This window comes from Rhodobium orientis (assembly GCF_003258835.1).
GTDB classification, from domain to species: Bacteria; Pseudomonadota; Alphaproteobacteria; order Rhizobiales; family Rhodobiaceae; genus Rhodobium; species Rhodobium orientis.
Genome location: NZ_NPEV01000038.1, coordinates 1 through 25,675 on the forward strand (window position 1 = coordinate 1; position 25,675 = coordinate 25,675).

The window sequence follows — 25,675 nt, forward strand, 5'->3', positions numbered from 1 at the left end:
GCGGATGCATCCGCGCCTTGGAAGGATTTCAATTGTCTTCGTCCTGTCGTCATTTAGTCCAGTCGCCCGCCGGCCTCAATGGGCGTTGCCCGGGAAAGGGTTTGCGAGGCATCAACTCATTTTCATCGGATCGTTACATTGGCTGTCGGAAGCGCTTGAAAGCGCGGCCATCATCGCTATAGTCCCGCCCTGTTCCGGCGCCCTCGCGCGCCGCGCGGAGGGGTGGCCGAGTGGTCGAAGGCGCACGCCTGGAACGCGTGTATACGGGTAACCGTATCGTGGGTTCGAATCCCACTCCCTCCGCCATTTTCTGACTTCGCGCTGTCGCCCTCCGGGCTTCGCTCCAGTCGGGACCTCGCATCGGCTCGGGCGGCTGCTCGCCTTGCGAACTCTTTGAGTTCGAACGTTCTCCCCATTTGTCCGGCATTTTTCTCGCTCACGGCGGTCTCGCTGCGCTCGACGCCTCGGCGGGGGCAGCGAGACCGGCCGACGCCCGGTCGGGCTTGCGAACCCTTGCGGGTTCGGACTGGGCTCGGCGCCGCGACTATCGCGCCGTCGGGCAGTTCTTTCAGGTGCCGTGAGCCGGGCGGTTCAGGCGTTGGTCGCGTCGCCGCCGGGACCGGACGCGCTCTGACGACCCCGCGGCCATTCGCCGTGTAAATCGTCGATCACGAAGGGGTGGCGGTGGCGGCCGGGCGCGGCGGGTTCGCCTTCCAGAAGATGCGGGTGGTCGGCGGCAAGGTCGGAATGGTCGTGCTCCGGGGCATCGTCGTCGGCGGCCGGCCAGACCACGACGGCGAGCAACCCGCCGACCGCGGTGATCGCTGCCAGAACGCCGGCTGCCACGGCAAGGCCGGCATTTGCCCCGAGCCAGCCGGCCAGCGGATAGGTCACCAGCCAGCAGGCATGGGAGAGGGCGAACTGGGCGGCAAAGACGGCCGGACGGTCCGCCTGGTGCGCGGAGCGGCGCAACAGCCGCCCGGACGGCACCTGCGCCAGGGAAAATCCGGCGCCGATGGCGAACCACAGCACCAGCAGCATGGCGTAGCCGCCGAGGAAGACGGCAAGGGTCGCGGAGACAAACAGCAGCATCGCCCCGCCCAGCATGACGCTGCGGTCGGACAGGCGGGTGAGCAGCCGCGGCAACAGGACCGCGACCAGCATCGATCCGGTCCCGAAGCTTGCAAGGGCGAGCGCCGTTGCCCGCTCGCCGAGCCCGAACGAAGCCTGGACGTAGACGACGGTGTTGACGATGACGATCGCGCCCGCCGCAGCGGTCGCCAGGTTGACGGCCAGAAGCCCGCGCAGGCGCGGCGTCGCCAGATAGATGCGCAGACCGCGCAGGGTCCGGTCGTAGAAGCTTCGTGTTTCGGTTGCCGTTGCCGCCGGCAGGACCACGGAGACGACCAGCGCGGCGGAGGCAAGAAAGCCGATCGCCGTGCCGACGAACAGGTAATGGAAGCCCATCACCGTCAGAAGGGCCGCGGCAAGCACCGGGCTGACGAGGTTTTCCAGATCGTAGGCGAGCCGCGACAGCGACAGGGCATTGGTGTAGCTCGCCTCGTCGTCGACAATGTCGGGAATGGTCGCCTGGAAGGCCGGGGTGAACGCGGCGGAGGCCGATTGCAAGGCAAAGATCAACAGATAGACCTGCCAGACCTCGGTGACGAAGGGCAGAAAGGCGACGATCGCCGCCCGCACGAGATCGAGCCCGACCAGCAGCGCCCGGCGCGGGAGGAGACCGACCACGGCCGCGGCGACCGGGGCAACGCCCACATTGGCGAGCATCCGGATGGCGAGCGCCGTGCCGAGCACCGTGCCCGCCCTGTCGCCGGCAAGGTCATAGGCAAGGAGCGCCAGCGCCACCGTGGCAAGGCCTGTGCCCAGAAGCGCGACGATCTGGGCCAGGAACAGGTGCCGGAAGGTCGGATTGGCGAGAACGGCAAACATCTGGAAGAGCGGTCCGATGGTGCAAGGGGCGCAAAGGTACGCCGTTGATCGGAAACCCTCGGGCGCAGGACTCAGCGGGCGCGGGATTCCATCGGTGCATTATGGCGGCACGTGGCACCGTTTACGATGGCGGCCCGCGCGAAAAGGTCACAGGGTCCGGCGATTTTTTTCGCGCATGCCGGGCCGCCGAATTGCAGGGCGCAGGCACGCGGCGTGTCCGGAGGGGAAGCGGCATCGTCCGCGGGCGGCAAGATTCCGCGCCCCACGGGCGCCTTGCAGGCGCGGTTTCGCGCGCCGGACCTTCGCAACAGCGCATATCGCGGCGGCGGCTCCGCATCAAAAAATGGTCCGGGACCTAGTCAATTTACCGGATGCAATTGCGAATTAATTGCAAATACGCTTTATACAGATGACCTGATCGCATCGGCGGGGGCCTGGCCTGCCGCGGCGACTTGATCGGGATCAAAGCCGGAGACGACCGGCCGGGCCTAATGTGTTGCGACTGAAACGCATTGGCTTTTGCAAAACGCCATGCCGCCGGAGTCCCGCAGGTCGGGCCGCGCGGCGGCCGTGTCGATGCGCGAGACTGTGGAGCGACGAGACGTGTTTTTTCGAGTGATTGCCCTTGCCCTGTTGATCTGCGTTGCCGCAGTGCCGGGCCATAGCCTCGCCGAGCCCGACTACCGCGGCATGATGGAGCGCATCGAGGCGCTGCTGAGCGAGGCCGCGGCGGACTACCGGGCAGGCGACGCCGACAGCGCCAAGGACAAGGTGCAACGCTCCTATTTCGAGATTTTCGAGAACCTGGAAGGGCCGATCCGCGTCAACGTCTCGGCCAAGAAGAACATCGTCCTTGAGGGCGAATTCGGCGATATCCGCAAGCTGATCATCGACGGCGCTCCGGTCGAGACGGTCGAGGCGCGGCTCAACGCTCACATCGCGGCGATCTGGGCCGTGCTGCCGGAGCTGGAAGGCGGCCACGTGCTGGAAGCGGAACCCGCTGCCGGCGCGGCGACGGCTCCCGAAACGGCGCAGGCGGCCCCGGCCGAGCCGCAGACCGTCGAGCCGCACTGGGTCAGCGTCACCGAGCGGATCGGCGCGCTGATCGACAGCGCTGCCGACGCCTATGAGGCGGGTGATCCGGACAAGGCCCGCGACCTCATCACCGAGGCCCAGTTCGACGGCTACAAGAACTCGCTGCTGGAGACCGTCGTCCGGCGCTATGTCAGCCAGGCCCAGGACGTTGCCTACAACGCCGAATTCCGGCGCATCTCCGGGCTCGTCGACGACGGCAAGCCGGCGCGCATGGTGCGCGCCTCGGGCCAGGTGCTGGTCAACGACATGCAGGATGTCCTGCCCGGCCTGCCGCTGATCGAGGGCACCTCGGTCGTGGAAGAGGCCCCGCAGGAGACCGGCGAACGGAATTGGCGCACCGTTGCCGACAATGTGCTCGACGAGATGCGAAAGGCCATAGCCCTGCATCAGGACGGCGACACCGGCAAAGCGGTTGGCGCCGTTCAGGATGCCTATTTCGATGTCTTCGAGGGCTCCGGCATGGAGAGCACGCTGGGCGCGCGCGACGCCGGCCTGATGAGCCGCATCGAGGCCCATTTCAGCAAGCTCATGGGCCTGATGAAGAGCGATGCTTCGGCCGGTGATCTGGATGCGGCGCTCGCAACCATGTCCGCCGACCTCGACGCCGCCGTTGCGCTCCTCGGCAGCGGTTCCGACACGCCGTGGGCGCTGTTCCTCTATTCGCTGATGATCATCCTGCGCGAGGGCTTCGAGGCGATGCTGATCGTCACCGCGGTCATCACCTACCTCGTCAAGACCGGCAACCGCGACAAGCTCGGCGTCGTCGTCAACAGCGTCGTCGTCGCGCTCGCCCTCAGCGTCGCCACCGCGGTGCTGGTGAAATGGGTGTTCCAGGTCTCCGCGGCCAGCCAGGAGGTGCTGGAAGGCGCCACCATGCTGCTCGCCACCGTCGTCCTCTTCTCCATGAGCTACTGGCTGATCTCCAAGGCCGAGGCCGAGAAGTGGATGGCCTATATCAAGGACACCATGGCCCGCTCGCTGTCCTCCGGATCGCTGAAGGCGCTGTGGTTCGTCGGCTTCCTCGCCGTCTACCGCGAGGGCGCGGAAACCGTCCTCTTCTACGAGGCGCTGACCGCCAATGCCGAGACGTCTGCCGGCCTCTGGGCGATCGTCGGCGGCTTTGCCCTCGGCTGCGTCGGCCTTGCCGTCATCTATCTCGCGTTCCGCCTCGGCGCGGCGCGGCTGCCGATCCGGCCGTTCTTCATGGTGACCAGCGCGCTGCTCTACTACATGGCCTTCGTTTTCGCCGGCAAGGGCGTGATGGAGCTGATCGAGGGCAAGATCATCGCGCCGACACTGGTGCCCGGCATGCCGGAAATCCCGTTCATCGGCCTCTATCCCTATCTGGAAACCCTGGCGCCCCAGGCCGTTCTCATCGCTGCCGCGCTGCTCGCGCTCGTCGCCGTCGGCCGCCGCAAGCCCCCGCACAAGGAGCCCGCCACCGAAGCCTCCGAACTGAAAGCCTCCTGACAGGAAGGGCCCGAGACAGATCACCGGCGCTTCCCGTCACAGAATTGCAAATGATTTTCATGAGCAATTGCGAAGCGTCGATTCCCCACCTCCAAACGTCACGCGGACAGGAAAGGAGAGAATCGACCGCAACGATGTCACGTCGCGATGCGCGCACACGCATCGCATCAACAGGCAACACCATTTGGGACAGAACATCATGAAAATGCATTGTGTTTTCGCAATGGCGACGGCCATCGGCCTGTCGCTGCCGCTCGCCGCGAACGCCGAGGAGTTCAAGGAATTCCCGATCGGCGAGGCGCTGGAACTGAACACGCTTGAGGTCGCCGCCGTCTATCTGAAGCCGATCGACATGGAACCGCGCGGCATCGACCTGCCGGCCTCCCAGGCCGACATTCACCTGGAAGCCGACATCCACGCCATGAAGGGCAACGCCAACGGCTTCGGCGCCGGCGAATGGGTGCCCTACCTTACCGTCTCCTACCGGCTGGAAAACCAGGATACCGGCAAGGTCATCGCCGGCAACCTGATGCCGATGGTCGCCGTCGACGGCCCGCACTACGGCTCCAACATCAAGATGCCGGGCGCCGGCAACTACAAGCTGACCTTCCACGTCGATCCGCCGTCGCGCCAGGGCTTCGGCCGCCACACCGACGAGGCGAGCGGCGTCGGCAAGTGGTTCCAGGCCTTCGACGCGGACTACGATTTCAAATACGTGCCGATCGAATAGCCGGCGCGCAATGCGGCGGTGCGCTGTCATGACCTGCGCCGCCGGACAAGAAAGCCTTTGCAGGGATTCGTTCCGGGTTTGCCCGGAGCGGGTCCCTCAAGGCGTCTTCAAGACCGGGACGATAGTCCCGCAACACCACCAGACCCGGAGGCGGCGGAGCGGCCTTTCATGATTGTCTATCTCACAAATATCGCCGAGGCGTTCCTGCCGGCGGCCCTCATCACCGGGATTCTCGTCGCGCTGGCGCCCGGCGAGACCAAGCGGCGCGATGTCGTTGCAGCGGCATGGGCGGTCGCGGCGGCGCTCGGCGTCGGCTGGGTTGTCTATGGCCTTGCCGCGGCAAACGGCGTCGAGGTTCGCGCCAAGACCGTCATCCGGATCGTCGCCATCGCGGCGCTCGTCGGCGCACTGGTGCTGGCGGTGCTGCGCTGGCGCCTTGCCGACCGGCGCCGCGTCTGGTTCGTGATTGCCACGATCGGGGTTGCCGCTGTTCTGGCATTCCAGGCAATGTTCGACGTCCTTTCCGGCACGGCCGACCGCAGCTTCACGGCGACCGCCGTCCTCAACACCGAACTCATCGCCAATTCGGCGGCCGTCGCCCTCGGTGCCATTCTCATGACCGCGCTGACGGCGTTCGTTGCCCATATGAGTCGGCGGGTGGTTCGCACGGCGACCGGCGTCCTCGTTGCCGCCGCCGCCGTCCTTGCCGCGACCTGGGGCGCGGAGGTCATGCTCGGCGCCCTGCAGATGGGCCTCCTTGAGGTGACCTCGGGCCGCGTCAGCTTCGTCGCCAAGGCGACCCAGTATGGCGGCTCGACCGGCTATGGCGCGCTGGTCCTGCTGGCACTCCTCGCCGTGGCTTTCTTCCTTGCTCGTCCTTCAAGCGACGACGGCATGAGCGAGGCGAGCGACGGACGGGCGGAACGGCGCAAGCGCCGGGCCTTTGCCCTCGGTGAGGCGCGCTGGCTGCGGGCGACGCTTGCCGTCGGCACGTTCCTGACGGTGACACTCCTCTATTACGACCTCTACGCCTCGCTGCCGCCGACCCTGTCGAAGGCCGAGGCCGCCGTGCCGAACGATGAGGGTGTCGTCCGCGTCCCCATCGACAGCGTCAAGGACGGCAAGCTCTACCGCTTCGCCTATATCGCCTCCGACGGTCACCGGGTCCGGTTCTTCCTGATCAACCGCTACGACGAGGACCACGTGAAGATCGGCGTCGTCTATGACGCCTGCATGATCTGCGGCGACGACGGCTACATCCAGGACGGCAACGACGTCATCTGCATCGCCTGCAATGTGCGCGTCTTCGTGCCCTCCATCGGCAAGGCCGGCGGCTGCAATCCGATCCCGCTGGAACACGCCGAGGACGGCGGCGACATCGTCATCGCCGCGCGCGAGCTGGAGCGCGGCGCCAAATACTTCTCCGAGGTGGTCGCGATCACCGTCACCGACCCGGTGACCGGCAACGACCTGATCAACCTCGAAGCGCCCTACCGCTACGACTTCAAGGGCAACACCTTCTTTTTCGAATCCCAGGATTCCTACGATGCGTTCAAGGCCGAGCCGGAGAAATATGCCGGCGAGGTCGAGGGGCGCCTCTACCGGGTCCAGGGCCACCAGACGCGAGGATAGGCGATGTATCTGCGCATGATCCGGCAGTCGTTCTTCGAGGGGCGCAAGCGCAAGGCGCTGGCGGCGATCACCGTGGCGCTCGCCGCCGCCCTGATCACGACGCTCCTCAACCTTTCCGTCGACGTCGGCGACAAGATGGCAAAGGAGATGAAGGCCTACGGCTCCAACATCCGAGTCGTCCCCAAGAGCGAAAACATCCCGCTGAAGATCGGCGGCGTCGACTTCAACCCGCTGAAGGGCCGCGACTACCTCGACGAGGCCGAACTCACGAAGATCAAGGACATCTTCTGGAGCAACAACATCGTCGGCCTGGCGCCGTTCCTGGACGTGCCGGTGGAAATCGCCGGCAAGGACGCAGGCCGCGTCTCCCTGATCGGCACCTATTTCAGGAAATCCATGCCGCTGCCGAGCGACGAGGAGTATCGCACCGGTGTGCGCATCACCCATCCCTACTGGCAGGTGACCGGCGCCTGGCCGGACGACGAGTCCGCATCCGAAGTGCTCATCGGCCGGTCGCTGGCCCGTCGTCTCGGCGTTGCGGCCGGCGACACCATCGGCGTCACCCGGCCGACGGAAGGGTCGGGCGGATCGGCTGAGGCGAGCTACCGGATCACCGGCATCCTTGCCACCGGCGAGGCCGAGGACAACGCCATCGTCGCCCCGCTCGGCGCCGTGCAGGCGCTCGCCGGCCTCCAGGGCAAGGTGCAGTCGGTCAGCGTCAGCGCGCTCACCATTCCGGAGAACGAGCTGTCGCGGAAGGCGATCCGCGATCAGGACTCCCTCAGCACCTCCGAATACGACGTCTGGTACTGCAGCGCCTTCGTCAGCTCCATCGCCCACCAGATCGAGGAGGCGGTGATCAACGCTTCGGCCCGGCCCGTCTGGCAGGTCGCGGCCGGCGAGGGCGTCGTCATCGGCAAGTTGCAGGTCCTGATGCTGGTGGTGACGCTCGCCGCCTTCGCCTCGGCCGCGATGGGCGTCTCCTCGCTGATGAACACCGCGGTGATGGAGCGGGCGCGCGAGATCGGCCTGATGAAGGCGCTCGGCGCCGCGGAGTGGCAGATCCATCTCCTGTTCCTCACCGAGGCCGTCATCATCGGCGTCGTCGGCGGCATTCTCGGCTTCCTGGCGGGCTCCGGCCTTTCCCAGGCGGTCGGCTGGGCGGTGTTCGGATCCAGCCTCGCCTTCCACTGGATCGCGGTTCCCGTCGTCATCGCCGTTTCCGTTGCCACTGCCCTTGCCGGCTCGATCCTGCCGGCGCGTTCGATCACACGGCTGATGCCGGTCGAGGTGCTCTATGGCCGTTAATTCCAAGCTTCGCTCCGCCTTCCTGTGGCGGATGCTCGTCAAGGCGCTGACCGTCAGGAAAGGCCGCGCCGCCATCGCCGTCGCCTCGATCATGGTCGGCGCGGCGGTGGTCTTTGCGCTGACCAGCCTCTATCTCGACATCTCCCGCAAGATGAGCGAGGAGCTGCGCGCCTACGGAGCGAATTTCTTCGTCGGCCCCGCGGCTTCCAGCCCCGACCGGCGCTTCGACCTTGCCGCCTACCGCAGGATCGTCGCCTCCGTTCCGGAGGAGAAGCTGGCCGGCGCCAGCCCCTTCCTCTATGGCGTCGTGCGCCTCGACCTCGGCAATGCGGTGCTCGCCGGCGTTGACTTTACGGGCCTCAAAGCCATCTCGCCCTACTGGCAGCCCGAAGGCGGCTGGATCACCGTCGATTTCGACGAGCGCAACTGCATCGTCGGGCGCGGGCTCGCCGACAAGATGGAGTTGACCGTCGGCAAGACGGTCACCGTCTTCAACCGCGACAAGACGTTCCGGACCGAGCTTCGGGTCAAGGGCATCGTGGAGACCGGCGAGGCCGCCGACGAGCAGATGTTCGTCAACATGTCGCTGGCGAAAAAGATCTTCGGCACCGGCGGGCGCATCGACCTCGCCATGCTGAGCGTCGTCGCCGAAGGGACGGAGGCGGACGCGCTGGCCGCGCGCATCAACACCCAGTTCCCCGAGGTCGAGGCCAAGCCGATCCGCAAGATCTCCCAGTCCGACGGGCGCATCCTCGACAAGATCGAGGGTTTCATGGCGCTGGTCGCGGCGATCATCCTCGTCATCACCACGCTGTGCGTGAACGCCATCCTGTCGGCGATGGTGGTGGAGCGCACGCCCGAGATCGGCCTGCAGAAGGCGCTCGGCGCCGACGACCGGGCGATCGTGCTGCAGTTCCTCGCCGAAACGGTGCTGATCTGCCTTGTCGGCGTCGCGCTCGGCCTCGTCGTCGGCTTCGCGCTGGCCCAGGTCCTCGGCCAGACGGTGTTCAGCGCCTGGGTGTCCCTGCGCCCCCTCGTCGTGCCGCTGACCGTCGGCATCTCGCTCGTTGCGGCCATTGCTGCCGCCGTCATCCCGATCCGGAGCGCGATCGGCGTCGTTCCCGCCCGCGTTCTGAAAGGAGAGTAATCTTATGGACAAAAGGATTGATTTCGACACCGCCGCGATGTTCGCGAGCGATTATTCGCGAACCTCCAAGCCCGTCATCGAGACGGACGGCCTGACCAAACAGTTCGGCACTGTCGCTGCGCTCGACGACGTCGACATCTGCATCCGCGAGGGCGAGTTCGTCGCCATCATGGGCCCGTCCGGATCGGGCAAGACCACGCTCCTCAATATCCTGTCCTGCCTCGACACGCCGAGCGCCGGCACCTACCGGCTGGACGGGCTCGACGTCTCGACGCTGACGGAGCCGGAGCGGGCGGTGATCCGGCGCGAGAAGATCGGCCTCGTCTTCCAGCAGTTCCACCTCATTCCGTATCTCACGGCGCTGGAAAACGTCATGCTGGCCCAGCACTACCACAGCGTCGCCGACGCCGACGAGGCGATGGAGATCCTCCAGAGCGTCGGCCTTAGCGCCCGCGCCAGCCATCTGCCGTCACAGCTTTCCGGCGGCGAGCAGCAGCGGGTCTGCATCGCCCGCGCCCTCGTCAACGAGCCGGCCATCATCCTTGCCGACGAGCCGACCGGCAATCTCGACGAGGAGAACGAGAAGCTGATCATCGAACTGTTGCAGCGGCTGCACGAGGACGGCCGGACGATCGCCCTCGTCACCCACAATCCGGAGATGGGAGCGCTCGCCGACCGCACCATCCGCCTGCGCCACGGCAAGTTGGACGGATGAGGAAGGGGACCATGACGATGCTGCGGTTTTTTCTCGTGATCCTTGCCTCCGCGTTCCTCATCGCCTGCGAGCCGGAGGCGACCGTCGAGGTCGGCAAGGCGGCGCCCGACCTGACGGTGATGGATCTCGACGGCCGGCCGGTAAAGCTGTCGGAGATGCGCGGCAAGGTCGTCTTCGTGAATTTCTGGTGGTCCGGCTGCGGCCCCTGCCTTGCCGAGATGCCGGAGATCGACCAGGTCTACCGGCGCTATCGCGACGAGGGCCTGGAAGTGCTCGCCGTCAATATCGGCCAGGACGTCGACACCATCCGCAACACCAACCGCCGGCTCGGCCTCGCCTATCCGCTGGTGTCGGACGAGCTGAAGATCTCCACCAAGCACTATGGCGTCGCGTTCGCGCCGACCTCTTTCCTGATCGACCGCGAAGGCGTCGTCCGCGAGCGCATCAACGGGCCGGTGACCGAAGAGACGCTGACGCAAAAGGTCGCCGGTTTTCTTTGAAAGACGGCCGGGACGGACGGGCGGAAAGATGGCTAGCCGCAAAAGGACCTCAGGGCTTCGGGAAGGTCGCGATATAGGCGGCGAGCGCGGCGATGCCGTCGTCGCCGAGCCCGCTCTTCATCTTGTCCTGCATAGCCTTGTGCTCGCCCGGACCCTGGTATTCGCGGAGTTTTGCGACGACCTCATCCGTCGGCACCGTGGCAAGGCGTTTGGAGCGGCCGAGCGCCTTCATGCGGCCGTCACCGCCATGGCAGGCGGCGCAGCGCTCCGCGTAAAGGGATTTTCCATGTTCAATGAGCGCTGCATCGTCTGCGGCCGCGACGGACGACGAGAGAACCAGAAACGCCAGGGTGATCGGAAAGGGACGCGGCATGCTCAGAACTCGCTCGACTGGATTCGCGGTGGCGGACATGGCCACACGATGCCGCCAATGAGAGGCATCCGCAATATGGGCGCGGCCGCAGCGGTGTTATGTCTCGGCTTCGCACTTGCCGGCTGCCAGGGTGAGACAACGGCAAAGGTCGGCGAGGCGGCGCCGGAACTCGGCGCCATCGACCTTGATGGCAACACCGTCCGGCTCGCCGATTTCCGCGGCGACGTCACGGTCGTCAATTTCTGGCAGGGCGGTTGCGCCCCGTGCCTCACCGAAATGCCGAAGATCCAGGCCTTCCACGAAAAGCACATGAGCGACGGGGTGCACGTGCTGGCGGTCAATATCGGCGGCGGCCCGCGGATCATCCGCGACACTATCGCCGAGACCGGCGTCACCTTCGACTTTGCCTTCGACGAGGTGTTCGTCGCCTCGACCCGCTACCAGGTCAATTTCTTCCCGACGACCTATATCATCGACGGCAACGGCATCGTCCGCGACCGGATCGTCGGCGAGCTCCGGCCCGGCCAGTTGGAAACGCGGCTCGCCGACCTCAGGTGAGTCCGATGCGGCTCCCGCCGGGTCCGGCAATGGCGACGACGGCGATTCCGGTGCGGTCGAGTTCGCCGCGCACGCCCTTTGCGACCTCAAGCGCCGTCGCCTCGTCGGCGTGGAGGCAGAAGGTGTCGATCGGGGTCGAAAGCCGCGTTCCGTCGGCGGCGATCAGGCATCCGGCGTCCAGCATGGCAAGGACCTGGCGGGCGGCATCGGCCGGGTCGCGAATGACGGCCTCGGGCGCGCTCCGCGGCAACAGCCGACCATCGGGCGCGTAGCGGCGGTCCGCATAGGCCTCGTGCACGACCTGCAGGCCGGCCCTGTCCGCGGCGCGGGTCATTTCCGACAGGCAATTGGCAACGAAGAGGAGATCGCGGCTTGCAGCGCGGATGCCGCGGGCAACCGCGTCGGCAACGTCGCTTTCCTCATGTGCCATGTTGTTGAGCGCGCCGTGCGGCTTGACGAACTCCACACGCACGTCCCGCCCCGCGGCAAGCGCCTGCAGGGCGCCGATCTGGTACGTCACCAGATGCTCGATCTCCGGGGGCGTCATCGGGATGCGGCGGCGGCCGAAGCCGTGCAGATCGCCGAAGCCCGGGTGGGCGCCGATCGTGACGCCGTGCTCACGGGCAAGGTCGATCGTCGCGGCCATCACGTTGGGGTCTCCGGCATGCATGCCGCAGGCAATATTAGCCGAGGAGACGTACGGCATGAGCGCCTGGTCGTCGCCCATCCGGTAGGGCCCGAAGCTCTCGCCCATATCTGCGTTCAAAGAGATTTTCATGCACACACATGCTGTTGTGCGACCAATCCTGCGCAGGGCTCCCTTGTGTGTCCAATGCATTTATGGAAGATTTCCTTATGCATCTGAAACATAGTCGGAGCGCCCTGTGCTCGAACTGCGGGAATTGAGGAACTTCGTGGCGGTCGCGGAGTGCCTGAACATCACCAGCGCCGCCAACGCGGTGAACCTCAGCCAGCCGGCCCTGTCGCGGCAGATCCAGGCGCTGGAGAAAAAGCTCGGCGTTGCGCTGTTCGAGCGCGTCGGAAAGCGTCTTGTGCTGACGGCGGAGGGTGCGGATTTCGCTGCCCAGGCGTCGGAGCTTCTGGAGCGGGCGCAGGATCTCATGCACCGCGCCCGGCAGAGCGAGCCGGACCAGAGCGGCGCCCTCAGGATCGGCGCCTCGCCGCAGACGACAGCCTGGCTGCTGTCGCCGGCGATGGCCCGGTTCCGGACCATCCACCCCAAGGTCGACCTGATGGTCAGCGAGGGCAACAACGACGAACTGGTGGAAATGGTCGAGCACGGCGCGGCGCACATGGTGGTGGCCAATCTCGGCATCAGCAACATCCTCGTCGGCCAGCCGCTGTTCTCCGCCCAGCTCTTTGCCGTTCTGCCGCCCGCCCATCGCTGCGCGACGATGGCCTCGATCACCATCGACGACATCGCGCGCGACCCGATGATGGTGATGCGGCGGGGGTTCCTGACCCGGCACCTGTTCGAGCAGACCGCCGCCGCCCATGGGGTGCGGCCGCGGATCGTGCTGGAAAGCGACAGCACCCAGACCCTTGCCGCCCTTGCCCATGACGGGCACGGGGTGGCGATCGTCTCCTCGTCGGCGCAGAACATCACCGACATCGCCAATGCCGTGGAGCTTCGCTCCACCATCTGCCAGACCTCCGCGGAGGTCTCCGCGCTCTGGAACCCGCGGCGTTACCGGCCGGCCTACGTCCAGCGCTTCTTTCAGGCACTCGTCGATGTCGCCGGCGAACGGGGGCTAACGCTTGGTGCGGAGAAACAGGAAAAGTGAGCCGACCGCGGCAATGAGGAAGCCGAGCGCGATCGGATGGTCGACGACGGCGAGGGGCGAGTGGTTGGTGACGATGAGGGCCTGGCGCAACGACAGCTCGAACAGCGGGCCGATGACGAAGCCGATCAGGAAGGTGATGACCGAGTAGCCGAAGCGCTGCATGACGAAGCCGAGAAGGCCGAGCGCCAGCATGGTGAAGACGGAAAACACCGTGTCGCGCTCCAGATAGGTGCCGACGACACAAAACAGCACGACGAACGGGATGATGAACCGCGCCGGCACCATGGTGACGCGGGCAAACAGCGTCAGGCCGAGCCGGCCGACCACCAGCATCACCAGGCTGGCGATGATCATAGAGACATAGATGCCGTAGATCAGCCTCGGGTGCTGCTCGAAGACGAGCGGGCCGGGCTGGACACCGTGCAGCATGAAGGCGGAGACCAGGATCGCAGCCGAGACGCTGCCCGGCAGGCCGATGGCAAAGAGCGGGATGAGGCTGGCCGGCAGCACCGCGTTGTCCGCGGCCTCGGTCGCGGCGACGCCCTTGAGGTCGCCCTCGCCATATTGATCGCCGGGTTTGGCGAGGCGCTTGTTGATCGCATAGGACAGGAACGCGCCGATGGTCGGCCCGAGGCCCGGGATGATGCCGGCGGCAATGCCGATGCCGGTCGCCCTCAGCGTCACCGGGAACACCCTCTTCACATCGGCGGCCCGCAGCGACTTGTCCGTCTCTCGCTCGAACCCGGTCGCCTCCGAGGCATCGCCCCGATTGGCGAACAGCGCCTGGACCTGCAGCAGCATCTCGGTGAAGGCGAGCATGCCGACGGTGGCGGCGATCAGCGGAATGCCGTCGAACAGCTCGATGAAGCCGAAGGTCATGCGCGGCGTGGCGCTTTCCGGGTCGAGCCCGACGGTGGCGAGCAACAGGCCGAGCACGCCGGAGATGATGCCGCGCGTCAGCGACGTGCCGGAGAGGGCGGCAATGAAGCTGAGGGCGAAGATCATGACGGCGGTCATTTCCACCGGGCCCATCTTCAGGGCGAAGCGGGCGAGCGAGGAGGCCAGCAGGATCAGGATGATGGTGGCGACGAGGTCGCCGAACACCGAGGCATAGAGCGCGACCTTGAGGGCGCGCGTCGCCTCGCCCTTCTTTGCCAGCGGATAGCCGTCGAAGGTGGTGGCCGCCGAACTCGGCTCGCCGGGGGTGTTGAGGAGGATCGCGCCGGTGGCGCCGCCGGCCGCGCTCGCCTTGGTCACCCCGACGAGGAAGGCGATCGCGCCGATCGGCGACATGGCATAGGTGAGCGGCACGGCAACGGAGAGCGCCGCCGGCCGGCTGAGGCCCGGCAGGACGCCGACCAGGTAGCCGAGCAGGATGCCGCCGATGACGGAGAGAATGGCCGAGAAGGTAAGGGCGTCACGCGCGCCCTGAAGGAAAACGTCCATGGACGGAACTCATTTGCCAAGCCATGACCCGGCCCGGTCTTCATGTTGTCGCGCTGCGGTCACGCTCGTGCGGGCGGCTTCGCGCCCGGGCGCCCGGCATCGATAGGCCTCAAAGACCGGACCAGTCCACGAGCAGAAGCACGGCGACGGCGCCGAGCCCCATGCCGAGGAGTGCGAGAGGGCGCCGCTCGCCGATCGCCAGCGACGCCATGAGCACGAGGGCCGTGCCGCCGATGAGAAGGCCGGCCTGGTCGATCAGCACGACGCCGGCAAGGGCCGCAAGGGACAGAAGGACGACGCCCAGCATCCCCCGCGTCGGGACGGGTTGATCTCCTCGCCTGCCGCGCAGCGGGAACAGGCCGGAGACCAGCGTGATCACGGAAAACAGCGCGATCGCCGCGGTGGTCGCGATCGGCAACATGCGCGGCGAGAGGCCGAAATTGTCGCTCTCGGCGGTGCCCGCCGGGATGACGACGAAAAGGACGACGACGCAAAGGCCGAAGACGACTGCGAATTCGGCAATGGGCCGCATCCATGGATGCGGCCCGTCCCGGCGTCCTGTGGACGGTGTCGTCATGCTACTCCATCGCCGCCTTGAACTGGGCGCTCTGTGCCCGGATCTGCTTGTCGAAGTCGTCTCCGGTCAGGATGTAGCTTCCCATATTGCGCTTGGCGAGGATATCGAGAACGGTCTTCGACGTCGCCGCGGCCTCGAAGGCTTTGACGAGCTCGGCCTTGGCCTCGTCGGGGATGCCGGCCGGGGCGACGTAGATGACCATGTTGACGCTGGAAATGTCGTAGCCGAGGCTCTTCAGGGTCGGCGCGCTTTCAAAGCCGGGAACCGGATCCGTTCCGAGCCCGGCGAGAACCATCAGTTCGCCGGCCTTGGCCTGGGCATAATAGGCGCCCGAGCTGTAGGCGTAGTCGACATGGCCGCCGAGCACTTCGGCGACGGCCTCGGCGCCGCCCTTGGTCGGCACCGGCTTCAGCGTGACGCCTTCCTTGGCCGAGATGGACTTCATCACGACGCGGTCGAGCGAGGTGGTGGAGGCATAGGTCAGGCCGTTCTCGGCCTTCTTGGCGGCGGCGATGACGTCGGAAAAGTTCTTCCATCCGCGCGACGGCAGGGCGACGAGCGCCTCGGGGAAGACGCCGAAGGCGCCGATATAGGTGAAGTCGTCAATGCCATAGCTGACATTGGCAGAATGCGGATCGAAGGACACCGTGGTGGAGATCGCCGCGGCCAGGTGATAGCCGTCGGCGGGCTTGGCCTTCAGCGCCGTCAGCGCCAGACCGCCGCCCGCGCCGGGCTGGTTCTGGACCACGATCGGCTGGCCGAGGGATTCCGACAGCGCATCGGACGCGGCGCGGGTGATGGTGTCGACGCCGCCGCCGGGGCCGAAGCCGACGGTGATGGTGACTTCCTTTTCGGGGAATTCCGCAAGGGCCGGTCCGCTCATGACCGCCAGTGCCAACCCGAAGCATGCAAGGTTCCGGAACGATCGTTTCATTTTTGGCTCCTCTCTGTCGCAGCAATTCGCTGTCTTGCCAATTTTGTAGGCATGATGAAAACAAGGAGTTCTTATGCTGTCCAATGCATTTTTATATGGCCACATGATGCATAGGACACATAAAGCCCCGGCCTCCGCCACCGGCCGGTGGCTCACAACCGGCGCCATTTCCCGCGCCCGAGGCCGTTTCGTTTCACCGGGACCCGGGGCGGCGTAGCTGGCCGGTCGAGGCCCGTTCGGCACCGCTCGCAACCCGTCGTGGCGGAAGGGTCGTTCTGCCGCCGGGATGGGCCAATTCGCTCTTTGCCTCCGATTTTTTCCCGGATGCGGGGCCGCGAGGCGGTCGCGCCACGCCCGGAACAAGGTGAGGCCCGAACCGCACACGCCGCGGCCGAAGTTCAGGCCGAGGCGGCCGTCCGATCCGGACATCGCCGGCCGATTTCGGGTCCGATGCCGCGAACCGGCCGTGTAGCGCGACACCGCCTGCCGGCGGGATGCGATCCGTTCGATGGCGCGTGTTCGGTTACCGCCGGATGAAGAATAACACGTAGAATATGTATATATTTTCAAGCTGTTGGGCGGGACGGCAACGGCCCGCGGGCCGGTCGCTCCGACATCCGGCGGCGCCGATGCCGTCGCTTGGACATGGCCGTGGAGCGGGTCGGTAGAGCTTCTACCTGAACGTTCCTTTTCAAATACTGCTCGTATTGCGAACAATCTGCATTTCGCAGTATTACTGCTGCTATCAAACGATATATCAGGTTGTATACAATTCCATATAAATGGTTTTTTCAATCAAGGATTGACAGACCAATAACCATTTGGTTCATTATTTTCGAGGCCAACGTTAAGAATTGCAGCCATACAAGTACAAGGGAGTGTGTGACATGCTGCTCAAGACGTTATCAGTGACTGCTCTTTCCGCAGGCCTTTTTCTCGGTGCCTTCTCCGCGGTAACAGGCTTCTCTACTGACGCTGAAGCTCGGACCTATACCAAGAGCCGCTACGTCAACAACGACCGCTGCTATCGGGTGAAGCGCATCCCGCAGCTCGTCGAGGTCGACACCATGGGCAAGCTGCTGCGCGGCTCTTCGCGGAGCTGGGTCGGCAACGCCCAGCGCCACGGCGCTCTGGTCATCGATCGCTACCACGATCCGGTCTATATCCAGACCGAGCGTGTGCTGGAAGACCAGCACGTGACGCTGGTTCCCGTGTCCTGCCGCTAACCCCGCGGGTGCCATCTGACCTCACTGTAGCTGCGTAGAGGCGGATCCAATGTCCTCAATCTCACGACATCTTCGGCTGGCCGTCGCCGCATCGGCGGCGGTGTGTCTTGGCGCGGCGACCGCGGTCGCAGGCGTCAAGCAGACCTCCCCGGAACCTGCCCACGAGGAACTGACCTTCAGCTTCGTCGTCAACGGTGCGTTCGACGGGGTGGCCGGGCCGATTCCGCGATCCCGCCCGGACGGTCAGATGGCCACCGGCGTGCCGGAGTTCACGGTCGGAACCGTGGTCGACAGCGACGAGGTGCTGGCGGTGCTGTCCACTTCGCAAGGCGGGGAGGGCGCCGTCGGGTCGTCGCTCTTCACCGATGCGGAGCTGGTCGCGCTGCTGGAGAACGCCTCGACCGGCGAACTGGTGCCGGTGAAGCTCGCCGACTGCCCGACCCTGACCTTCGAGCGATCGGGCACCCGGCCCTTCGAGCAATCGGTCCGCTGCGGCGACGATCTCTATTCCTATGACGTGACGCGCAAGGGCGTGGAGATCCTCGTCAACGGCGAGCCGCAATACAGCTACGCGCTGAAGGCCGGTCTTTACCGGCTGAACGGCGTCGTGGTGGCGATCCGCTAGGCGCGCGGCGACCTGAAGAACGCCATCATTTGCGAACCTCGGAAACGCGGCTGATCGGCTGCGTTTCCGACATCGTTTCGAACAGCGCGATGACATGGGGCGGGATCGGCCGGTTGAGCCGGCGATTGCGCACCTTCGGCGAGTAGCGGATGTAGTCGCCGCGCTGGCAGATCTGGTCGAGGGCGAGGCCTTCCACGATCCGGGTGTAGCAGCGGCCGCGCCGTGTGGACGAGGCCAGAAGATAGGTCTGGTTCGAAAACCCGTCCTGCCTGGAAAACAGGGTTCGCGAGTTGCATCCCGCCAGAACGGCGGCAAAGGCGATGAGAACGAAAATCCGCAGCATCCCGGGCAACCCGCGCTGATGATATGGTAAATTTTTTGTAAATCAGCATGGTTAACCGAAGGTTAAGGAGCCCGCCCGAGGACAACCCCAGCGGCATGAAGCCGGGCCGGCGGCGAGCCTCGGTCCGCGCGCCCGCCTACCGGTTCAGTCGACCCGTTCCATGTCGCCCGGCTTCCAGCTCTTGTCGAACCACGGCTCCAGCGGTCCGTAGAGCCGCAGGATGACCATGAATCCCTTGCCCGGCATGGTCTGCACCCAGTTGCCTTCCTTGCCTTTCGGCGCCTTCGGGCCGAACCAGACGGTGTAGGAGCCGTCCTCGTTCGGCTTGACGTCCTCCAGCGTGCTGTCGAGGCCGGCGAGCCGTTGGTCGGTCTCCAGCATGGAGCGGTGCTGGGTCGAGTAGACGACGAAGGACCAGAAATTGTTGATCGGTACCGGGCTGGGCAGCGTCACCTTGTAGGTCTTGCCGCCGTTAAGATAGGCGCCGGTCGCATCGTGCGGCGTGAAGGCATAGACCGATCCGGTGCCGACCTGCGGCGAGGCCATGGCCGGGGTAATGCCGGTGGCGGAGTAGTGGAACATCGCCCGGTCGTCGAGACCGCGCGCGCCCTTGTCGAGGAATTGGTGGCTGCCGCCAGTGAAGCTCGTGTACCAGGTGCGGTCCGGGTAGAAATAGAAGCGGTCCCGCTCGCGCGGGCGGAAGGTAATTGCGCGGACAGTTGCGTTGCCGACGGCAGCGGCATCGGAAAGGATCTTCTTCATCCGCGCGTCGGGCTCGAACGGCACGCCCTTCTTGATGCCGATCGCCGCGAACAGGCCGGCAATTTCCGGATCGAAGGCATCGGCAGGCTCGTTCTGCACGACCGCGTTCAACTCGTCGAAAAAGGTCACGTCGTTGGCGTGGATGGTGTTCATCTGCTTGCCGGAATAGTTGACGAAGGCCTGCTCCGGCGGCGATTTCGCTTGCGCGAGCGGATACACCTTCATCTGCGCCTTGACGCCGGCGACCGTCGCTTCGATGCCGGCTTCCGTGACGAAGGCGCGGGCGAACAGCCAGTGCATGTTGGTTCGGGTGCGCACGATGTGGAAGCCCATCTTCGGCACCGGGCCGTCATAGTGCGGCGGCAGGAACAGGTAGCGCCCGCCGCGCCCCTGGTCCGGGCCGGTGATGCCGATATCGGTGTCCCAGCGGAAGAAGGCATCGTCGACGCCGCCGAGAAGGCCGGGCGCCACCTCCATGACGACCGGGCCTTGCTTCAGGTCGAGGCAGGTCACGACGTAGACGGTCGTCGACTGCGCGGTCAGCCACAGCGATCGGGCGTCGAGCAGATCCTCGCTGATGCCGACGGTGTGGGCCGGGATGCCGGCCTGCTCCATGCCGCGGCAGAGCCCATAGATCGAGGCGGCTGGAATGCCCGTGAGGAACGCCTCGACGCCGCGTGAGAAGTCGATGTTGTCGTAGACCTTTTTGACCGTCTCCTCGTCCGGCATGCCGTCGAAGAATTTGAGCGTGCCGAGCCGTTCGGTCTCCACCACGCCGGGCGTCTCGACTGAGGCCGGCACATCGGCGGCATAAGTCTGGGCGCTCGCCTCCGGCAGCGCCGAAAAGAGCCCGAGGGCAAGGCCGGCGGCGACTGACTTCCAGTGTCGATGGGTCATGGACTTTCCTCCCACAAGGTGTCCGGGCATTCTTGTTGTGGCGGCGCCGAACCGGGCACACCGTCAGATCGGCACGACGTAGTTGAGCCAGGCGTCCATGCGCAGCATCACCCGGCGGATGATATGGGCAGGGCGGACCGACGAGGTGTAGATCGCCGCGCCGCCATTGGTGCCCGCGGGCAGCGCGTCGGCGACGGACGGATCGTCCAGCTTGAGCCGCACGGCAAAGGGCAGCGCGCCGAGCTGGGTCGTGGTCGCGGCCGCGCCCGACGGCGCCACCTGGCCCATGACGGTTGCCGGCACGATCTGCTCGACGGTGGCGGAATAGACCTCGCCGGGGACCGCCTTGAAGGTGACCTCCGCCGGCTGGCCGGGTGCGATGTGGCGCAGGTGGATCTGCTGCACCTGCATGGCGACGACGGTCTCGGACGTATCGACGAAGGCCATCACCGGCGCGAGCGGCAGCGCCGCGACGCGGGCGCCGGGCCGCAGCGCCACATTGGTCACGAAACCGTCCGCCGGCGCCGTCACGACCGTGTTGTCGAGCTCCCACCTGGCGTTGGCGAGCTGCGCCTTCAGGCCCTCGACATTGGCCTCGGCCTCCTCGACCTGGAATTTGGAGCCCGCCTGCTTGCGCTCAAGCTGGGTGAACTGGCCGAGCCGCAGGGTCGCGAAGCCGAGCTGGGCGGTGAGCTGGTCAACCTTGGCCTGGTATTGCGCCGGATCGATGCGGAAGAGGACGTCGCCCTTCCTGACCGGTGTGTTCGGCCGGACCGGCACCTCGATGACCTGGCCGGCGACGTTGGGCACGATCTGCACCGTGTGGCGCAGGACCTGGACGCCGCCTGCCGGCGCCCCCCACTGCATGGGCACGAAGAGGAATACGAAGGCGAGCAGCATGAAGCCGATGGGCGACAGCTTCATCGGCCGGCTGGCCGGCAGGATCCGCAGCTTCACCAAGAGGAAAACGACGGCGATGTAGCAAAGGGTGAGGAACAGGATCATCAGCCTGCCCCTGCGGTCTCGACCGGCTTCTCGCCATCCAGATGCGCCCAGACCATCGCCAGCGGCCACAGCGGCACCGGCATCAGCAGGCTGCACCAGCCGGCGACGGCGACCGCCTCGGCGCGCCCGTGGCCGCGCGCCCGGGCGATCCGGCCCGGCAACGCCCCGACCAGCCAAATGACGGCAAGGCCGGTGACCAGGAGGATGATCAGAACGACGAGGGCGAAGAATTTCAGCACCATGGCGCGGCACTCCGAATTAGCCGTCGACCTCGTGGACCGGGCGGCCGCCTGCGCCGATCTCGGCGCGGTACTGGCTCGGCGACATGCCCGCCCAGCGGCGGAAGGCGCGGCGGAAGCTGTTGGTCTCGCGATAGCCGAGCTGGTTCGCGATCTCGGCCGGCGACAGCCGGGTTTCCCGCAGAAGGTCGCGAGCCCGGCAGGTACGCACGCGATTAAGGCATTCCTGGAAACTGGTGGCCTCGACCATCAGCTTGCGCTGCAGCGTGCGCGCGCCGATGCCCAGGTTCTCCGCAACCGCCTCGATGCTCGGGTCGGCCCGGCGGATCTGCAGCTCGATCATGTTGCAGGTCGTCTCGGTGATGTTGCGCGGCGCGCGCGACGCCACGAGGTCTCGCATGTCCCGCATGAGATGGATGTCCCCGGGCGAGGCGGGCCGCGGGTTCTCCTTCCAGATCAGCGACTTGTGGAAGGCGATGGCGGCGAACCGGCCGCCGGTGCGGACATCGGTTTCGTGCAGGTCCTCAAGGGCGGCAGTCGATGTGGCCCTCGGAATGCGCAGCTCGGCCCAGTCCGGCCGCCAGTCGGGGCCGGCATAGGAGCGCACCAGATCGGCAAGCAGCACCGGCATCGCCTCTTCCAGGTGGCGGGCGCCGCCGACGCCGGGGTCCAGCGCGGAATCGAACTGCAGCACGATCCGCTCGCCCTGCACACGCAGATAGACGTTGGCATGGCTGAGGATGTGGCGAAGCGCGCGGACGCCGCGGTAAAGGGCAACGGCAAGGCACGGCGCCGACAGCACATAGCGCCCATAGGCGTCGAGGTCCGTGTAGGGCATCTGCCGGGCGACGTGGGCGCCGAAATGCTCCATGCCGGTGGCGCGGGCGGCGCTTTCCAGGAGGCCGGCCTGGATGCGGTACGGAATGAAGAGCGGCCTGCCGGCGAGGATGTCCGGGCTGAGGCCGACGGCGCTCCAGACCTGTCGGTGGACGCGCTCCGTGGTCATCTCGCGGATGATCTGCGAGACCGGCCTGAGGACCCGGGTGTTCTGCATTGCAATCGACACGTGCGCCCTTCCTCCCGTCGGACACCGGCCTGTTATGGTTGTGATTCAGTGCCACAAAAGTCAGGCAACATTCTCATAAAATGTGATCCGATCGCGCCAAACTCCTGCCAGGCGATGACTTGATCGACCAAATATGCTCCTTCTTATACTCCGAATTCAACACCTATAACCCTGGCAATCATTCGCAATATGGGTTTGGGCCAAGGTCTCACAAGTATCCATACGGAATTTCTTGAAAAAGATTGGGTTCCGGGACAACGGCCCCGTCCGGCGTCCCGGTGGGAGGTCAAGCACATGCGGACACCGTCTCCCCTGCTTCGCAACGGCGCCCCGACGCGATCGCCCCGGCGCGCTCCCCAAGGCCGCCCCACCACCTCAAATTGCCACGATCGTCTCGCGGTTGCCGGGCCCGTCCGGCCGTCCTGCGGTGCAGTACGCCGCGCGATTGGCGCAGGCGGTGAGCGCGGAAGAAACCAACAGCACAGGTGGGAAACATGAAACGGACCTGGACCTTTGCCATCGCCGCCGCCGCGGCGATGTTCGTCCTCGGCGCGCTGGTGCCGGGAACGCCGCAGATCTCTTCGCCGGTGGCCGGCCTTTCCGGCCTCCTCGGCTCGACCGCCGCCGAAGCCCAGAGACATCCGCCGCCGGGCGCGGCGCGCCGCTCGGTGCGGCGCACGGCACGGCGGACGTCGCGCCGGGTCACGCGCCGGCACTCGATCGCCGGCTGCCACCCCTACAACGCCTATTACAATTGCGGCGGCGTCTACTACCGGCCGGTGGTGCAGAACGGCACCACTGTCTACGTCGTCGTCAATCCCTGATCCCGGAGCGATGGAGAGAGCCATGTTTTCAATCAGAACGTCCCTTTCCGCCGTCCTCGCTCCGGCGATCCTGACGCTCGCCCTGGCCGCCGCACCCGCTGGGGCCGAGGACGCCGAAACGCCCGGCGTCTGGGAAGCCTGCGAGGCCGACGTTGCGGAATACTGCGGGGAGGTCGAGCCCGGCAACGGCCATATCCTGTCCTGCCTCTACGCCCATGAAACGGTCCTGTCGGAAGAGTGCGACGCGGCCTTTGCCGATTTCGGCAATGCCATCGACGGCTTCTTCTTCACCGTTCGCTCGGCGCTCGCCACCTGCGCTACCGACGTTGAGGAGCATTGCTCGGGCGTCAATTTCGGCAAGGGGCGGCTCTTGTCCTGCCTCGGCGCGGCCGAGGACGACCTGGAACCGGAGTGCGAGGCGATCGTCATGAACATCAACGAATTTCTCGGCGACGATCCGGAATAGGCGCTGGCCGGGCAACGACAACAAACGGTCGCTCCCTTGAGGGGAGCGGCCAAGACAGGACGAGGGAGAAAACGACATGCGTTCCTTGATCGCGGCTGGCCTCATGTTGCTGCCGCTGACGGCATTCGCCGCTGAACCGGTCACCGTCGACACTTTGGTGCGCGCTGAATCCGACACGATGTTGCGGGCCACTCTCAAGACCAACAAGGTCGGCGTGGGCGAATTGGTCCACGAACGCAAGCTGGCTTCGGCCGACGAACCGCAGCCGATCATCCGTGCGAACCAGGACACGCTCTATTCCGTGGTCGTGCTGGACCTGTCCGAACCGGCAACGATCACGCTGCCGGAGGTCGGTGACCGCTTCCAGTCCATGCTGGTGATCAACCAGGACCATTACAGCTTCGTGGAATCCTCGCCGGGCACCTATGAGCTGACGGAGGAGAAGGTGGGCACGCGCTTCGCCTTCGTCTTGTTCCGCACCTTCGTCAACGTGGGCGATCCGGACGATTTCGCGGCAGCGCACGCCGCTCAGGACGGCATTGCGGTGAGCGGTGGCGGCGACGGCCCGTTCGAGGCGCCGGAGTGGGACCTGGAAGGTCTTGCGGCGGCGCGCAAGGCCGTCAGCGACCTGGCGAGCGCTGTCGGCTTCGACGCCGCCCGCGCCTTCGGGCGAAAGGACGAGGTCAACCCCATCGACCACATGGTCGGCGCCATGGCCGGCTGGGCCGGCCAGCCGGCAACGACCGCCTCCGCCGCCATCGACAGCGTGGAGGACAATGACGGCACGACCCCCTATGCCGTGACCGTCAAGGACGTGCCGGTCGATGCCTTCTGGTCGATCACGGTCTACAACGCCGACGGCTACCTGGAGCCCAACGAGCTCGGCCGGAACAGCTACAACAACTTTTCCGCCAAGCCGAACGACGATGGCTCCTACACCATCCATTTCGGCGGCTGCGACGACGGGCGGGCGAACTGCATTCCGATACCCAAGGGCTGGAACTACACCGTCCGGATGTACCAGCCGAGCGCGGAAATCCTAGACGGTTCCTGGGTGTTCCCGAAGCCGGAGCCCGTCGAATGACGGGCCTCCCGGCACCCGGGCCGCGGATGCGGCAGGCCGCCGGCGCGATCGGCCTGTTGCTTGCCGCATCCGTTGCCGGCGCCCACCCCGCCGCGGCGGAGGACGCAGCTCAGAAAAAGATGGTCACGGTTTCGGGCCAGCAGGTCGAGGAGATCATGTCCGGCATCCTTGCCGGCTATTTGAGCGAGGACGAGCGCCTCGACAGCAAACGCTTCGTGCCGCCGGCGCCCGCAGAAGGCTCTGCCCGGCAGAAGCTGGACGCGGCCTGGTCCGCGTCAATGCTGAAGCTGAAGGACAGTCCGCGCTGGGAAATCGCGACACGCGATGCCGCCTATTTTCCCGGAGCGGCCGATACGTTCTCCTGTGCCCTCGGCATCCGCATCAGCGAAGAGACCACGCCGGCGCTCTATCTCTTGTTGTGGCGCAGCCTGACCGATATCGGCCTCGCCACCTACACCGCCAAGAACGCCTACGCCCGTGAGCGGCCCTTCATGGCGAACGACAAGCCGGTGTGTACGCCCGAGATCCAAGAGGGGATGCGCAAGGACGGCTCCTACCCCTCCGGCCATACCGCCTATGGCTGGGGCTGGGCGCTGATCCTTACCGAACTGGCCCCCGACCGGGCCGAGGAGATCCTTGCCCGCGGCCGCGCCTATGGCGAGAGCCGCAGCGTCTGCAATGTCCATTGATATTCCGACGTGGTCGCCGGCCGAATGGTCGGGGCCGGTGCGGTGGCAAGGTTGCATGCCGAACCGGAGTTTCTGGCAGCGAGGGAGGCTGCCCGCAAGGATATCGCCAAGGCGCGGGAGGATGGCCAGGTGCCGACGCGCGACTGCGCCCTGGAGGCGTCCGTGCTGGCGCCGTCGCCATGACATGCCGGCCGAATACGTGCGGCATC

General features: G+C 66.0%; 26 protein-coding genes and 1 tRNA gene. 16 read left to right on the top strand and 11 right to left on the bottom strand.

Annotated features, from left to right (window positions below; genetic code table 11):
* Positions 1-216: 216 nt before the first annotated feature.
* Positions 217-306 (top strand) — tRNA-Ser (locus CH339_RS16045).
* A 285-nt stretch (positions 307-591) separates the two neighbouring features.
* Here the strand turns inward: CH339_RS16045 and CH339_RS16050 are convergent.
* The gene (locus CH339_RS16050; protein WP_111435385.1) at positions 592-1,950 is read right to left on the bottom strand and encodes an MFS transporter; all 1,359 of its coding nucleotides are present in this window, start codon (positions 1,948-1,950) and stop codon (positions 592-594) included.
* Between the two features lie 603 nt (positions 1,951-2,553).
* On the opposite strand from CH339_RS16050, the gene CH339_RS16055 reads away from it, so the two are divergent.
* From CH339_RS16055 to CH339_RS16085, 7 genes are all read left to right on the top strand, one after another.
* A complete protein-coding gene (locus CH339_RS16055) occupies positions 2,554-4,515 on the top strand; it encodes an FTR1 family iron permease (RefSeq protein WP_201241021.1) in 1,962 nt (653 codons plus the stop codon).
* 223 nt (positions 4,516-4,738) lie between these two features.
* Positions 4,739-5,245 (top strand): iron transporter, encoded by a 507-nt coding sequence (locus tag CH339_RS16060; protein ID WP_170138549.1) that lies wholly within the window; start codon positions 4,739-4,741, stop codon positions 5,243-5,245.
* Positions 5,246-5,413: 168 nt separating this feature from the next.
* Positions 5,414-6,877 (top strand): Fe-S-containing protein, encoded by a 1,464-nt coding sequence (locus CH339_RS16065; protein WP_111435387.1) that lies wholly within the window; start codon positions 5,414-5,416, stop codon positions 6,875-6,877.
* A gap of 3 nt (positions 6,878-6,880) precedes the next feature.
* Positions 6,881-8,185: an ABC transporter permease gene (locus CH339_RS16070; protein ID WP_111435388.1), complete on the top strand. Its 1,305-nt coding sequence runs from the start codon at positions 6,881-6,883 to the stop codon at positions 8,183-8,185.
* Positions 8,175-9,332, top strand: coding sequence for an ABC transporter permease (locus CH339_RS16075; RefSeq protein WP_111435389.1), 1,158 nt, complete (start codon positions 8,175-8,177; stop codon positions 9,330-9,332). The genes CH339_RS16070 and CH339_RS16075 overlap by 11 nt, the downstream gene beginning before the upstream one ends.
* Positions 9,333-9,336: 4 nt before the next feature.
* The gene (locus tag CH339_RS16080; RefSeq protein WP_244669140.1) at positions 9,337-10,047 is read left to right on the top strand and encodes an ABC transporter ATP-binding protein; all 711 of its coding nucleotides are present in this window, start codon (positions 9,337-9,339) and stop codon (positions 10,045-10,047) included.
* Between the two features lie 11 nt (positions 10,048-10,058).
* Positions 10,059-10,547 carry a TlpA family protein disulfide reductase gene (locus tag CH339_RS16085; RefSeq protein ID WP_184443263.1) on the top strand — a complete coding sequence of 163 codons (489 nt, stop codon included), beginning with the start codon at positions 10,059-10,061 and terminating at the stop codon, positions 10,545-10,547.
* A gap of 49 nt (positions 10,548-10,596) precedes the next feature.
* Here the strand turns inward: CH339_RS16085 and CH339_RS24400 are convergent, their stop codons facing one another.
* Positions 10,597-10,920 carry a c-type cytochrome gene (locus tag CH339_RS24400; RefSeq protein WP_170138551.1) on the bottom strand — a complete coding sequence of 108 codons (324 nt, stop codon included), beginning with the start codon at positions 10,918-10,920 and terminating at the stop codon, positions 10,597-10,599.
* A 57-nt stretch (positions 10,921-10,977) separates the two neighbouring features.
* On the opposite strand from CH339_RS24400, the gene CH339_RS16090 reads away from it, so the two are divergent.
* Positions 10,978-11,478 (top strand): TlpA family protein disulfide reductase, encoded by a 501-nt coding sequence (locus tag CH339_RS16090; protein ID WP_170138552.1) that lies wholly within the window; start codon positions 10,978-10,980, stop codon positions 11,476-11,478.
* Here CH339_RS16090 and CH339_RS16095 read toward each other — a convergent pair.
* A complete protein-coding gene (locus CH339_RS16095) occupies positions 11,471-12,244 on the bottom strand; it encodes a LamB/YcsF family protein (RefSeq protein WP_306461183.1) in 774 nt (257 codons plus the stop codon). The two genes, CH339_RS16090 and CH339_RS16095, sit on opposite strands and share 8 nt — an antisense overlap.
* A 118-nt stretch (positions 12,245-12,362) precedes the next feature.
* On the opposite strand from CH339_RS16095, the gene CH339_RS16100 reads away from it, so the two are divergent.
* Positions 12,363-13,283, top strand: coding sequence for a LysR family transcriptional regulator (locus CH339_RS16100; protein WP_111435393.1), 921 nt, complete (start codon positions 12,363-12,365; stop codon positions 13,281-13,283).
* On the opposite strand, the gene CH339_RS16105 is transcribed toward CH339_RS16100, so the two are convergent.
* The 3 genes from CH339_RS16105 to CH339_RS24735 all read right to left on the bottom strand — a co-directional run bounded on the left by CH339_RS16105 (position 13,251) and on the right by CH339_RS24735 (position 16,240).
* The gene (locus CH339_RS16105; RefSeq protein ID WP_111435394.1) at positions 13,251-14,729 is read right to left on the bottom strand and encodes a tripartite tricarboxylate transporter permease; all 1,479 of its coding nucleotides are present in this window, start codon (positions 14,727-14,729) and stop codon (positions 13,251-13,253) included. The two genes, CH339_RS16100 and CH339_RS16105, sit on opposite strands and share 33 nt — an antisense overlap.
* Positions 14,730-14,838: 109 nt before the next feature.
* Positions 14,839-15,306: a tripartite tricarboxylate transporter TctB family protein gene (locus CH339_RS16110; RefSeq protein WP_111435395.1), complete on the bottom strand. Its 468-nt coding sequence runs from the start codon at positions 15,304-15,306 to the stop codon at positions 14,839-14,841.
* 1 nt (position 15,307) lies between these two features.
* Complete coding sequence (locus CH339_RS24735) at positions 15,308-16,240, bottom strand: tripartite tricarboxylate transporter substrate binding protein (RefSeq protein ID WP_170138553.1); 933 nt, start codon at positions 16,238-16,240, stop codon at positions 15,308-15,310.
* Positions 16,241-17,148: 908 nt separating this feature from the next.
* Between CH339_RS24735 and CH339_RS24405 the strand changes: the two genes are divergently transcribed.
* Together CH339_RS24405 and CH339_RS16125 are read left to right on the top strand one after the other, a co-directional pair.
* The gene (locus CH339_RS24405) at positions 17,149-17,466 is read left to right on the top strand and encodes a hypothetical protein (RefSeq protein WP_146610211.1); all 318 of its coding nucleotides are present in this window, start codon (positions 17,149-17,151) and stop codon (positions 17,464-17,466) included.
* A gap of 49 nt (positions 17,467-17,515) precedes the next feature.
* Positions 17,516-18,091, top strand: a complete 576-nt coding sequence (locus tag CH339_RS16125; RefSeq protein ID WP_111435398.1) for a hypothetical protein — start codon at positions 17,516-17,518, stop codon at positions 18,089-18,091.
* Between the two features lie 25 nt (positions 18,092-18,116).
* On the opposite strand, the gene CH339_RS16130 is transcribed toward CH339_RS16125, so the two are convergent.
* The 5 genes from CH339_RS16130 to CH339_RS16150 form a co-directional block, all read right to left on the bottom strand.
* Positions 18,117-18,434 carry a hypothetical protein gene (locus tag CH339_RS16130; RefSeq protein ID WP_111435399.1) on the bottom strand — a complete coding sequence of 106 codons (318 nt, stop codon included), beginning with the start codon at positions 18,432-18,434 and terminating at the stop codon, positions 18,117-18,119.
* A gap of 144 nt (positions 18,435-18,578) precedes the next feature.
* Positions 18,579-20,093, bottom strand: coding sequence for a DUF1254 domain-containing protein (locus CH339_RS16135; RefSeq protein ID WP_111435400.1), 1,515 nt, complete (start codon positions 20,091-20,093; stop codon positions 18,579-18,581).
* A 63-nt stretch (positions 20,094-20,156) separates the two neighbouring features.
* Positions 20,157-21,098, bottom strand: coding sequence for an HlyD family secretion protein (locus CH339_RS16140; protein ID WP_111435401.1), 942 nt, complete (start codon positions 21,096-21,098; stop codon positions 20,157-20,159).
* Entirely contained in the window at positions 21,098-21,340 is a 243-nt protein-coding gene (locus tag CH339_RS16145; protein ID WP_111435402.1) for a DUF3302 domain-containing protein, read from the bottom strand. The genes CH339_RS16140 and CH339_RS16145 overlap by 1 nt, the downstream gene beginning before the upstream one ends.
* 16 nt (positions 21,341-21,356) lie before the next feature.
* Complete coding sequence (locus CH339_RS16150) at positions 21,357-22,403, bottom strand: helix-turn-helix transcriptional regulator (protein WP_146610212.1); 1,047 nt, start codon at positions 22,401-22,403, stop codon at positions 21,357-21,359.
* Between the two features lie 494 nt (positions 22,404-22,897).
* On the opposite strand from CH339_RS16150, the gene CH339_RS16155 reads away from it, so the two are divergent.
* The 4 genes from CH339_RS16155 to CH339_RS16170 all read left to right on the top strand — a co-directional run bounded on the left by CH339_RS16155 (position 22,898) and on the right by CH339_RS16170 (position 25,466).
* Positions 22,898-23,227, top strand: a complete 330-nt coding sequence (locus tag CH339_RS16155) for a hypothetical protein (protein WP_111435404.1) — start codon at positions 22,898-22,900, stop codon at positions 23,225-23,227.
* A 22-nt stretch (positions 23,228-23,249) separates the two neighbouring features.
* Complete coding sequence (locus tag CH339_RS16160) at positions 23,250-23,693, top strand: cysteine rich repeat-containing protein (RefSeq protein WP_170138554.1); 444 nt, start codon at positions 23,250-23,252, stop codon at positions 23,691-23,693.
* A 76-nt stretch (positions 23,694-23,769) separates the two neighbouring features.
* Positions 23,770-24,777 (top strand): DUF1214 domain-containing protein, encoded by a 1,008-nt coding sequence (locus CH339_RS16165; RefSeq protein ID WP_111435406.1) that lies wholly within the window; start codon positions 23,770-23,772, stop codon positions 24,775-24,777.
* Positions 24,774-25,466, top strand: a complete 693-nt coding sequence (locus CH339_RS16170) for an acid phosphatase (protein WP_201241022.1) — start codon at positions 24,774-24,776, stop codon at positions 25,464-25,466. The genes CH339_RS16165 and CH339_RS16170 overlap by 4 nt, the downstream gene beginning before the upstream one ends.
* The last annotated feature ends 209 nt before the right edge of the window (positions 25,467-25,675 follow it).

Excerpts from the sequence above, each read along its gene's own strand:
- CH339_RS24735 (WP_170138553.1), bottom strand. The coding sequence starts at position 16,240 with ATGAAACGATCGTTCCGGAACCTTGCATGCTTCGGGTTGGCACTGGCG.
- CH339_RS16160 (WP_170138554.1), top strand. The coding sequence starts at position 23,250 with ATGTTTTCAATCAGAACGTCCCTTTCCGCCGTCCTCGCTCCGGCGATC.
- CH339_RS16125 (WP_111435398.1), top strand. The coding sequence starts at position 17,516 with ATGTCCTCAATCTCACGACATCTTCGGCTGGCCGTCGCCGCATCGGCG.
- CH339_RS16090 (WP_170138552.1), top strand. The coding sequence starts at position 10,978 with ATGAGAGGCATCCGCAATATGGGCGCGGCCGCAGCGGTGTTATGTCTC.
- CH339_RS16135 (WP_111435400.1), bottom strand. The coding sequence starts at position 20,093 with ATGACCCATCGACACTGGAAGTCAGTCGCCGCCGGCCTTGCCCTCGGG.
- CH339_RS16080 (WP_244669140.1), top strand. The coding sequence starts at position 9,337 with ATGGACAAAAGGATTGATTTCGACACCGCCGCGATGTTCGCGAGCGAT.
- CH339_RS16165 (WP_111435406.1), top strand. The coding sequence starts at position 23,770 with ATGCGTTCCTTGATCGCGGCTGGCCTCATGTTGCTGCCGCTGACGGCA.
- CH339_RS16110 (WP_111435395.1), bottom strand. The coding sequence starts at position 15,306 with ATGACGACACCGTCCACAGGACGCCGGGACGGGCCGCATCCATGGATG.
- CH339_RS16085 (WP_184443263.1), top strand. The coding sequence starts at position 10,059 with ATGACGATGCTGCGGTTTTTTCTCGTGATCCTTGCCTCCGCGTTCCTC.
- CH339_RS16060 (WP_170138549.1), top strand. The coding sequence starts at position 4,739 with ATGGCGACGGCCATCGGCCTGTCGCTGCCGCTCGCCGCGAACGCCGAG.
- CH339_RS16170 (WP_201241022.1), top strand. The coding sequence starts at position 24,774 with ATGACGGGCCTCCCGGCACCCGGGCCGCGGATGCGGCAGGCCGCCGGC.
- CH339_RS16070 (WP_111435388.1), top strand. The coding sequence starts at position 6,881 with ATGTATCTGCGCATGATCCGGCAGTCGTTCTTCGAGGGGCGCAAGCGC.
- CH339_RS16155 (WP_111435404.1), top strand. The coding sequence starts at position 22,898 with ATGAAACGGACCTGGACCTTTGCCATCGCCGCCGCCGCGGCGATGTTC.
- CH339_RS16105 (WP_111435394.1), bottom strand. The coding sequence starts at position 14,729 with ATGGACGTTTTCCTTCAGGGCGCGCGTGACGCCCTTACCTTCTCGGCC.
- CH339_RS16130 (WP_111435399.1), bottom strand. The coding sequence starts at position 18,434 with ATGCTGCGGATTTTCGTTCTCATCGCCTTTGCCGCCGTTCTGGCGGGA.
- CH339_RS24400 (WP_170138551.1), bottom strand. The coding sequence starts at position 10,920 with ATGCCGCGTCCCTTTCCGATCACCCTGGCGTTTCTGGTTCTCTCGTCG.
- CH339_RS16065 (WP_111435387.1), top strand. The coding sequence starts at position 5,414 with ATGATTGTCTATCTCACAAATATCGCCGAGGCGTTCCTGCCGGCGGCC.
- CH339_RS16050 (WP_111435385.1), bottom strand. The coding sequence starts at position 1,950 with ATGTTTGCCGTTCTCGCCAATCCGACCTTCCGGCACCTGTTCCTGGCC.
- CH339_RS16145 (WP_111435402.1), bottom strand. The coding sequence starts at position 21,340 with ATGGTGCTGAAATTCTTCGCCCTCGTCGTTCTGATCATCCTCCTGGTC.
- CH339_RS16140 (WP_111435401.1), bottom strand. The coding sequence starts at position 21,098 with ATGATCCTGTTCCTCACCCTTTGCTACATCGCCGTCGTTTTCCTCTTG.
- CH339_RS16075 (WP_111435389.1), top strand. The coding sequence starts at position 8,175 with ATGGCCGTTAATTCCAAGCTTCGCTCCGCCTTCCTGTGGCGGATGCTC.